Origin of the sequence: Mesorhizobium sp. B2-3-15, from assembly GCF_006442875.1 — a bacterium.
Classification (GTDB): domain Bacteria; phylum Pseudomonadota; class Alphaproteobacteria; order Rhizobiales; family Rhizobiaceae; genus Mesorhizobium; species Mesorhizobium australicum.
The window spans coordinates 60,647-69,304 of record NZ_VFVO01000022.1; the positions used below are offsets into that span (position 1 = coordinate 60,647).

Consider the following 8,658-nt stretch of genomic DNA (forward strand, 5'->3'; position numbering starts at 1 on the left):
CATGGTAGAGCTTTACGGCAAGACGCTGTCGCGCCGGCAAGTGGCCGAGCGGTCAGGCCAGCTGTCGCAATTCGCGGGCGTGCGGCTGATGACGCTCGGCGACGGGTTGGAGCGCGGCATCCGCATGCTCGAATTCCGCACCGGCTCGGGCCTGCGCTTCACCGCGCTCGTCGACCGGGCGCTCGACATCGCCGATTGCGACTTCAAGGGCCAGGCGATCGGCTGGCATTCGCCGAGCGGCTTTCGCCATCCGGGCTTGCACGACTATGAAGGGGAAGCGGGGCTGGCCTGGGCGCGGTCCTTCTCGGGCCTGCTCGTCACCTGCGGCCTCGACCACATTCTGGGGCGGGAAGAAGTGCCGGCCGAGAGCTACAACTATCCGGGGAAGAAGACGGTGCTTCATTCGCTGCATGGTCGTGTCGGTACCATCCCGGCGCGGCTGACCGGCTATGGCGAGCGCTGGGAGGGCGACCGCTGCGTGCTGTGGGCAGAAGGCATCGTGCAGCAGTCGGCGGTGTTTGGCGAGGATCTGCATCTCACTCGCCGCATCGAAGCCGATGTCGGGGGTAACGAGATCCGGCTTTCGGACCATGTCGTCAACCACGGCTTCAACCGCACCCCGCATATGTATTTCTACCATGTCAATGTCAGCCATCCCTTGCTCGACGAAGGCTCCCGTTATCTGGCGCCGATCCGCGACGTCGTCTGGGCCAGCCATGCCGGCGAGCGCTACGAGGCGCAGAGTGTCGGCTATCGCACGGCGCCGGCACCGCAACGGCACTTCAGGGAGCAGGTCTGGCAGCACGAAATGGCCGCCGACGCCCATGGCGAGGTTCCGGTGGCCGTCGTCAACGACCGGCTCGGTCTCGGCTTCGAAGTGGCGACCCGCAAGGACCAGTTGCCGTGTGCCTACCAATGGCAGAATTTCCAGGCCGGGCAGTACGCGCTGGGGATAGAGCCATCGACCCACCATGTGCTCGGCGATCTCGCTGCCCGCGAGCGCGGTGAGATGATCTGGCTGGAGCATGGCGAAAGCCGGGCCTACGACGCGGTGTTCCGCGTCCTCGACGGCAAGGAGGAAATCGCTGGCGCCGAAGCCAGGATCGCGGATATCGCCCGGCAGCCCGAGCAGGATTATCCTCAGCCTTCAGAAAATTTTCCAAGACTGGCCGGCAGGACATGAGCGCGACATTTATTCAAAGCAAGCCCTCCGGCCGGCGGACCGGATTGCCAGCGCTGCGCGACGATTGGAGGCCAATTTGACGACGATGGCGAAAAAGCGCGACTACAGCCTGGTCGGCGAAAGCACCAGGGCAGCGATCGAGACCGGGCTTGCCTCGGCCGAGTGGTACCACACCGACGTGCCGCGCAAGGCGATGAAGGAGTTGATGCAGCGTTCCGACGGCCCGGCGATCCGCGACACCATCATCTGGATTGTCGCGATCCTGGGCTCGGCCGTGGGTATCGTCCTGTTCTGGGGTTCGTGGTGGGTGGTGCCGTTCCTGTTCGTCTATGGCGTGCTCTACGGCTCGTCGAGCGACTCACGCTGGCACGAATGCGGCCATGGCACGGCTTTTCGCACGCGCTGGATGAATGATGTCGTCTACCACATCGCCTCGTTCATGCTGATGCGCAATCCCGTGCAATGGCGCTGGAGCCATGCCCGCCACCACACCGACACCATCATCGTCGGCCGCGACGCCGAGATCGCGGTCATGCGTCCGCCGGACCTGTTGAAGGCGGCGCTCGCCTTCACCGGCATTCTCGACTTTCGCTATTCGCTGCCGACGCTGGTGCGGCAGGCATTCGGGACGCTGTCCGACGAAGAGAAGAGCTATATCCCCGAGATGGAACAGCATAAGGCCGTGGTCGCGGCCCGCTGGCATGTCGCGATCTATGTGGCGACGATCGCCCTCGCGATCGCGCTGAGGTCATGGATACCGCTGGTGCTGATCGGCCTGCCGCGCCTCTACGGCACCTGGCACATGGTGACGACTGGCCTGCTGCAGCATATCGGGCTCGCCGACAATGTCGTCGACCATCGGCTGAACACGCGCACCGTCTACATGAACCCGATCAGCCGGTTCATCTACTGGAACATGAATTACCATGTGGAGCACCACATGTTCCCGATGGTGCCGTATCACGCGCTGCCCAGGCTGCATGAACTGATCAAGCACGATCTGCCGAAGCCCAATCCGTCCATGTGGCACGCCTACCGCGAGGTCTGGCCGGTCCTGCTCAGGCAGCTGAAATACGAGGACTATTACCTTAAGCGCGAACTGCCGCCGACGGCCAGGCCCTATCGCGGTGAGTTCCACGAGGTCGATATGTCGGCGGCGGCCGAGTAGCGATCGCGAATGTCCGCAGGAGATAGAGATGGCCGATTGGGTTGAAGCGTGCGCGGTGGACGATGTCGAGGAAGAGGATGTCATCCGCTTCGACCATGGTGGGCGGACCTTCGCGATCTACCGCTCGCCGGATGACGAGTTCTTCGCCACCGACGGTTTTTGCACGCATGAGAAGGCGCATCTGGCCGACGGGCTTGTCATGGACGACATCATCGAATGCCCCAAGCACAATGGCCGCTTCAACTACAAGACCGGCCAGGCCAAGGGCGCGCCGGTCTGCGTCAATCTCGCGACCTATCCGGTGAAGATCGAAGCCGGCAAGGTGATGATCCAGATCTGAAGCGGGGGTAAGATCAATCGATCCGGCACCGCGACGGCAAACAATAGAGGGGAACGCTTCAATGAGCCGAAAGAGACCGACCGTCGCCGATTTGCGCGCCATGAAAGGCAAGCGTCAGCTGACCATGCTGCGCGTGCTCACCCTGGACGAGGCGGAAGCCGCCGAACGGGCAGGGGTCGACATCGTCTCGGTGCCGCCGGAACTGGTGCTCAACCCGCAATATCGCGATGCCGCTCCCAGCCTGTTCACCATGCCGGGCGAGAATTTCTTCGAGATCGGCACCGCTGACGATTTCGTCCGCTGGGCCTTCCGGCTCTACAAGGCGAGCGCCGACGCCGTCTATTGCAGCGCCGGCTACGCCACCATCAAGCGGATGGCCGATGACGCCATTCCCGTCATCGGCCATGTCGGCCTCATTCCTTCCCGCGCGACCTGGACCGGCGGCTTCAAGGCGGTCGGCAAGTCCGCCGATACGGCGATGCAGGTGTTCGAAGCGGTCAAGCAACTGGAGGCTGCCGGTGCGATCGGCGCTGAGATCGAGGTGGTACCAGTCGAGGTGGCGAAGGCTATCTCTGAGCGCACCTCGCTGATCATGCTGTCGATGGGCGCGGGCACCGGCTGCGACGCGCAATATCTGTTCGCCGACGACATTCTTGGCCAGAACCGTGGCCACATGCCGCGCCACTCGAAGATCTACCGCAATTTCGCCGCCGAATACGATCGGCTTCAGGCGGAGCGGGTGGCGGCATTTTCCGAATATGTCGCCGACGTCAACAGCGGCGCCTATCCCGAGGACCGGCACATCGTGCACATGGACCCGGCCGAGCTAAAGCTGTTTCTGGACAAGGTCGGCCGGGGCTAGGATCGTTTGCCATTTGCCGCCGGTGAGCGCCGCGTGGAGTGCTTCCGCATCGACGCCGAGCGGCCGGTCCTCCTCAAGCGCGGGGACGAGCGTGCGTATCGCGGTGTGGACGGCTGATGTGCGTGGCGCCAGCGTCAATCCCTCGCGCAGGTCGACGGCTTGCGCCGCCGCCATCAACTCGAAGGCGATCAGCCGCCGCCACAGCGCGATCATGTCGGCGCATTTCGAAACCACCAGCGGCGTCTGCGTGGCGTGATCCTCCACGCCTTCCGAAACCGGCAGGAAATCGAGCATCACCGGATTGGCCTTGTGGCGGATGGCGGCCAGGATCGACGTCACCGTCTTTTGCAACGGCACCAAACCAGCCGAGGCGCCACCGACCGGCGACAGGTATTTGGGCAGGCCGTTGCGGCCCGGGCCGGTGAGCTGGATGAAGCGGGCGGCACTGGCGGCCGCACATTGAGCGATTGCCAGGCTTAGCGTCTCGAAGGCGAGCGCCAGCGAAGCGGTGTGAAAGTTGCCGGTCGACAGCACCAGCTCGTCGTCGCTCAGAACCAGCGGGTTGTCGGCGGCGGCATTGAGTTCGGTCTCGACGGCGCGTCTTGCCTGGCCGATCGCCTCGATCAGCGCGCCATGGATCGAGGGCATGCAGCGGATCGACAGCGGGTCCTGTATGGTGGTGGGCGCGGGCGCTTCGTCGCGGGCGAGAAGATCATGCAGCGCCTTGGCGGCTGCCTGCTGGCCGGCGGCGGGCCGCGCCATGTGCAGGCGGGGGTCCAGGATGGTGCGGTTGGCGCCGAAACCTTCCATGGTCAGCGCGCCGGCCTGGTGCTGCTGGGCAAGAGCCGACAGCGCGTCCGTGACCGCAAGCGCGCCGCCGCCGGCGGAGACGGCGGAAGCGTTGATCAGCGACAGTCCATCCTTGGGCGCCAGGCCGATGGGGCCGAGGCGGGCCATCATCAGTGCCTTGACCGCTGGCATGCGCCTTCCCTGATAATCGGCTTCACCTTCGCCGATCAGCAGGCGGGCGATCGCGGTCATCAACACCAGGTCGCCGGCGCCAATCGAGCCGAGCGACGGCATCACTGGATGGACGCCGGCGTTGAGGACTTCGATCAAGGCAACGAACACGGCGGGCGACAGGCCGGAGCCACCGGCCGACAACATTGTCAGACGGGCAAGCATGGTGGCGCGCACGGCCTCGACGGGCAGCGCTTCGCCGACCGCCCCGCTGCGCCCCTCGAGTAGCTGGCGCTGGAAGGCGCTGGCGTCACCCTCGACCGATGTGCGAAGATTGGCGCCGAGCCCGGTGTTCAAGCCGTAGATCTGCTGGCCGGAGGCCGCCGCCTGGTCGAGCACCTTTCGCGCCTTCTCCAGCCTGCCGATGACATTGGCTCCGATCTCCACCTTGCGTGCCTCGCGGGCGACGGCGGCGACATCGTCGACACTGACGCCGGCCCCGGTGAGGACGAGCGCGCTCATGCGAAGCGCAGCCTTTGGCCGATGCCTTGCGCCTGCGCCTTGGCCAGCATCGCCTTGCCGAGCGCAATGTCGGACAGCGACAGGCCGCGATGCCAGAAGAGGATGGTTTCGTCGTCGCTCTGCCGTCCCGGCCTGAGGCCAGCGGCGATCTGGCCGAGTTCGGCATGCAGCGTCGTCTCGCTCAGTCGCCCGGTCTCGACATGCGCACGCAGCGAGCCGAACTTGCCGCCCTTGCACTGGCCCCAGTCGTCGACGACCATCTTCTGCATGATGTCGGTCAGCGACAGCTCCACGGCGCTCATCGTGCCATAGGGAACGACAAGCGCGCCCGGCTTGATCCATTCTGTCTTCAGCAGCGGCTGCGGCTCGGGCAGGCGTGAGGCTTCGACGACGATGTCGGCGCCCTTGACGCAACTCTCCCAGTCGGCGACCGCGGTGACGGGCTTGCCGAGGTCGGCGGAGAGTTTTGCGGCAAAGCCATCGCGGCTTTCTGGGCGACGCGAATGGACGCGGATCTCATCGAAATCGAAGAGATGGTCGAGCAGGCGCACATTCCAGTACGCAGTGCCGCGCGCGCCGATATGGGCGAGCACCTTCGCGTTCTTGCGTGCCAAGTGCTTGGCGCCGATGGCGGTGATGGCGCCGGTGCGCATGTCGGTGATGACCGTGGCGTCGAGAATGGCGCGCGGCGTGCCGGTGCGTGGATCGAACAAATTGAGGATGCCGAATTCCGACGGCAGGCCGTGAAGATAATTGTCGACATAGTCGCCGACGATTTTCACGCCGGCCGTATCGAGCGGCGCGACGTAGCCGCGCAAGACATTGAAATGGCCGTGGAAGGATGGGTCGGGTTCGAGGTGGACACGCGGCTCGATCACCGTCTGGCCCTTGCCTTGCGCAACGAGCCCGGCCTCGACGGCGCCGATGATCTCGCCATCGGCCATGGCAAGCGCTTCGATATCGAGGGCGTTGAGGTAGTCGATATAGATAGGCTTCATGCGCGCACGGTTCCTGTTGTTTAAGACCGAGGCCCATTCATTCCATAACAGGCGGCGATACGACACGAAAGTTTGTTGGTCCATCTCTGGACGCAGTTGGCTAAATGTTGTTGAAACCGACCCGACATGACGGCCATTCCCGAAAATGAAGCCTTGCCCGAGACAGCCACGAATTCGCGGCGCGTGGCGCTGATCGTCGCCATCGCCTTCTTCATGCAACTGCTGGATTCGACGATCATCTCGACGTCGCTGCCGCAGATGGGCGCTTCCTTCGGCGTGCCGGCGGTGGCGATGAGCATCGGCATCACCGTCTACATGCTGACCATGGCCGTGTTCGTGCCGCTGTCGGGGTGGCTCGCCGACCGGTTCGGCGCGCGTAACATCTTCCTCGCAGCCATCGCGCTGTTCACGCTGGCGTCGCTCGCCTGCGGCTTCTCTGGAAATTTGACCGAATTCGTCGTTGCCCGTGCCGTGCAGGGCCTGGGCAGCGCCTTGATGACGCCGGTCGGCCGCATCCTGGTCCTGCGCAACGCGTCGAAATCCGAATTGCTCAACGCCACGGCGCTTATCACCTGGCCGGCGCTCTTCGCGCCCGTGGTCGGCCCGGTGCTTGGCGGTTTCATCACCACCTATCTGTCCTGGCACTGGAATTTCTTCATCAACATCCCGCTCGGCGCGATCGGGCTGGTGTTGGTCGCCCGCTTCATACCGGGTGATCGTGAAGCCGATCCCAAGCCGCTCGACTGGCCGGGGTTTTTCCTGACGTCGCTGGGGCTCGCCTGCCTGCTCTATGGCCTTGAGCGCATCGCGCATCCGGAGGATGGGGCCTTGCCTACGGTGGGGCTGATCGCGGCGGGGATCCTCGTCGGCTGTCTAGCGGTGCGGCATCTGCGCCGCGCGCCGCATCCGCTGCTCGACCTCTCCTCGTTCAAGGTGCAGACCTTCGCCATCTCGACGCTTGCGGCCGGCACCATCTTCCGGGTGGCGATCAACGCCACGCCGTTCCTTTTGCCGCTGCTGTTCCAGGTCGGCTTCGGCCTATCGCCCGTCGATGCCGGCATGATGGTCCTGGCCTATTTCCTCGGCAATCTCGGCATGAAAACGGTGACCACGCCGACGCTGCGTCGCTTCGGCTTCCGCTCGGTGATGGTCGTCAACGGCATCATCGCCTCGGTGTCGATCATGGCCTGCGCGGCGATCTCGCCGCAGACGCCGCAGGCGCTGGTGGTGGCGCTGATGCTGATCGCCGGCCTGTCGCGCTCGATGCAGTTCACGGCGCTCAACACGCTGGCCTTCGCCGATATCGCCGCCGCGCAGCGTAGCTCCGCGGCGACCTTGTCCTCGATGCTGCAGCAGGTGGCGATGCTGTTCGGCGTCGCGGTGGCGGCGGCGATCCTCAACCTGTCGCAGATCGCGCGAGACCGGCCGGCGCTCGACCTCGTCGATTTTCGAGCAGCCTTCCTGCTGATCGGCGTCATCGGGCTGGTGGCGTCGTTCCGTTTCCTGGTGTTGCCGAGAGGTGCCGGCGCCGAAGTCTCCGGCCACGTTGCCGGGAACTGAATCGAGTTTTCCGCCAGATCGCAGGGTTAAATTCCATCTTCGCCTTTTCGCCTTGGTGTTGTGCTTTCGCGAAGCGCCGAGACGGTGCAAACAATGGCCAAAAGTGCAGGAGTTTCCGGGCATTGCGCCAGATTCGGCAATCAATGCGTCCACTTTGCGAATCTCATCGCCAGCCTACGTTTTGAACGCGGATTCATTTGACGAAGCGGCGTTGAGCCGATTAGCTTTCTCTCCAGGGGTGGCAGCGCTGCCACCGGGGTGAAAGCAGACAATGAACATGGCCGGCTGGCTGAACTTCAGAAGCCTGAATCAGGAAGGCATTGTCTTTGCCATAGCGGTGGTGCTGTTCGTTGCCGCGGCTATAGGCCTGCCAGGCTTCATCGATGCCAACAATCTGGTCGCCATTATCCGCTCCGTCTCGGTGCTGGGTATACTGGCGCTGGGCATGGCTGTCGTCATCATCGGCCGCGGCATCGACCTGTCGGCGGTTGCGATCATGGCCATGTCGGTCGCCTGGTACCTGCAACTGCTCAACAGCGGAACGCCGGACGGGCTCGCCTTCGCCTATGTGCTGGCCGGCGTGCTCGCCATCGGCCTGCTCAACGGCTTTCTCGTCGCCTACGCCGATGTACCGGCGATCTTCGTCACGTTGGCGACCGGCTCTTTCGTCTTCGGCTATGTCCGTTCGCAATTGATCACGCAGGACGCCGTGCCGGTGCCGCAGGGCCATTGGGTGGAACTGCTCGGCGGTCTGCGCTTTCTCGACGTCCCGATCGAGGTGTTCGTCTTTGCGGGGCTGGCGTTCCTGTTCTTCCTGTTCCTGCGCTGCACCAAATGGGGCCGCTACATCTATTTCGCCGGCGACAATCCGGTCGCGGCGCGCAATATCGGCATTCCGGTACGGCCGATGCTGGTCCTGCGTTACGTGCTCTCGGCATTCGTCGCCCTGATCGCCGGCCTTTTGACCGCGGCCAGCCTGCATTCGATCAACACGCGTGTCGTCAATTCGACGCTGCTTTACGACATTGTGCTGGTGGCGGTGATCGGCGGCATCGGGCTGTCGGG

General features: G+C 64.2%; 8 protein-coding genes. 6 read left to right on the forward strand and 2 right to left on the reverse strand.

Translation table 11 applies throughout. The annotated features are described in order from the left end of the window. Position 1: 1 nt before the first annotated feature. From FJ954_RS30905 to FJ954_RS30920, 4 genes are all read left to right on the forward strand, one after another. Positions 2–1,183: an aldose 1-epimerase family protein gene (locus tag FJ954_RS30905; RefSeq protein ID WP_140665847.1), complete on the forward strand. Its 1,182-nt coding sequence runs from the start codon at positions 2–4 to the stop codon at positions 1,181–1,183. An 85-nt stretch (positions 1,184–1,268) separates the two neighbouring features. Further along, entirely contained in the window at positions 1,269–2,351 is a 1,083-nt protein-coding gene (locus FJ954_RS30910; protein WP_140620674.1) for a fatty acid desaturase family protein, read from the forward strand. Positions 2,352–2,379: 28 nt separating this feature from the next. Next, complete coding sequence (locus FJ954_RS30915) at positions 2,380–2,691, forward strand: MocE family 2Fe-2S type ferredoxin (RefSeq protein WP_023769541.1); 312 nt, start codon at positions 2,380–2,382, stop codon at positions 2,689–2,691. Between the two features lie 61 nt (positions 2,692–2,752). After that, positions 2,753–3,553: a 3-methyl-2-oxobutanoate hydroxymethyltransferase gene (locus FJ954_RS30920; RefSeq protein ID WP_140665850.1), complete on the forward strand. Its 801-nt coding sequence runs from the start codon at positions 2,753–2,755 to the stop codon at positions 3,551–3,553. On the opposite strand, the gene hutH is transcribed toward FJ954_RS30920, so the two are convergent. Further along, on the reverse strand, positions 3,518–5,035 hold the full coding sequence (gene hutH / locus FJ954_RS30925; RefSeq protein ID WP_140665852.1) for a histidine ammonia-lyase: 1,518 nt from the start codon (positions 5,033–5,035) through the stop codon (positions 3,518–3,520). The genes FJ954_RS30920 and hutH overlap by 36 nt on opposite strands. Continuing rightward, on the reverse strand, positions 5,032–6,033 hold the full coding sequence (locus FJ954_RS30930; RefSeq protein ID WP_140665855.1) for an ornithine cyclodeaminase family protein: 1,002 nt from the start codon (positions 6,031–6,033) through the stop codon (positions 5,032–5,034). The genes hutH and FJ954_RS30930 overlap by 4 nt, the downstream gene beginning before the upstream one ends. A gap of 126 nt (positions 6,034–6,159) precedes the next feature. Between FJ954_RS30930 and FJ954_RS30935 the strand changes: the two genes are divergently transcribed. Both FJ954_RS30935 and FJ954_RS30940 read left to right on the forward strand, forming a co-directional pair. Next, entirely contained in the window at positions 6,160–7,593 is a 1,434-nt protein-coding gene (locus tag FJ954_RS30935) for a DHA2 family efflux MFS transporter permease subunit (protein ID WP_140665858.1), read from the forward strand. Between the two features lie 271 nt (positions 7,594–7,864). After that, positions 7,865–8,658 (forward strand): ABC transporter permease (locus FJ954_RS30940; protein WP_140620610.1); only part of this gene is annotated, 794 nt, incomplete at its 3' end.

Excerpts from the sequence above, each read along its gene's own strand:
- FJ954_RS30905 (WP_140665847.1), top strand. The coding sequence starts at position 2 with ATGGTAGAGCTTTACGGCAAGACGCTGTCGCGCCGGCAAGTGGCCGAG.
- FJ954_RS30910 (WP_140620674.1), top strand. The coding sequence starts at position 1,269 with ATGGCGAAAAAGCGCGACTACAGCCTGGTCGGCGAAAGCACCAGGGCA.
- FJ954_RS30915 (WP_023769541.1), top strand. The coding sequence starts at position 2,380 with ATGGCCGATTGGGTTGAAGCGTGCGCGGTGGACGATGTCGAGGAAGAG.
- FJ954_RS30920 (WP_140665850.1), top strand. The coding sequence starts at position 2,753 with ATGAGCCGAAAGAGACCGACCGTCGCCGATTTGCGCGCCATGAAAGGC.
- hutH (WP_140665852.1), bottom strand. The coding sequence starts at position 5,035 with ATGAGCGCGCTCGTCCTCACCGGGGCCGGCGTCAGTGTCGACGATGTC.
- FJ954_RS30930 (WP_140665855.1), bottom strand. The coding sequence starts at position 6,033 with ATGAAGCCTATCTATATCGACTACCTCAACGCCCTCGATATCGAAGCG.
- FJ954_RS30935 (WP_140665858.1), top strand. The coding sequence starts at position 6,160 with ATGACGGCCATTCCCGAAAATGAAGCCTTGCCCGAGACAGCCACGAAT.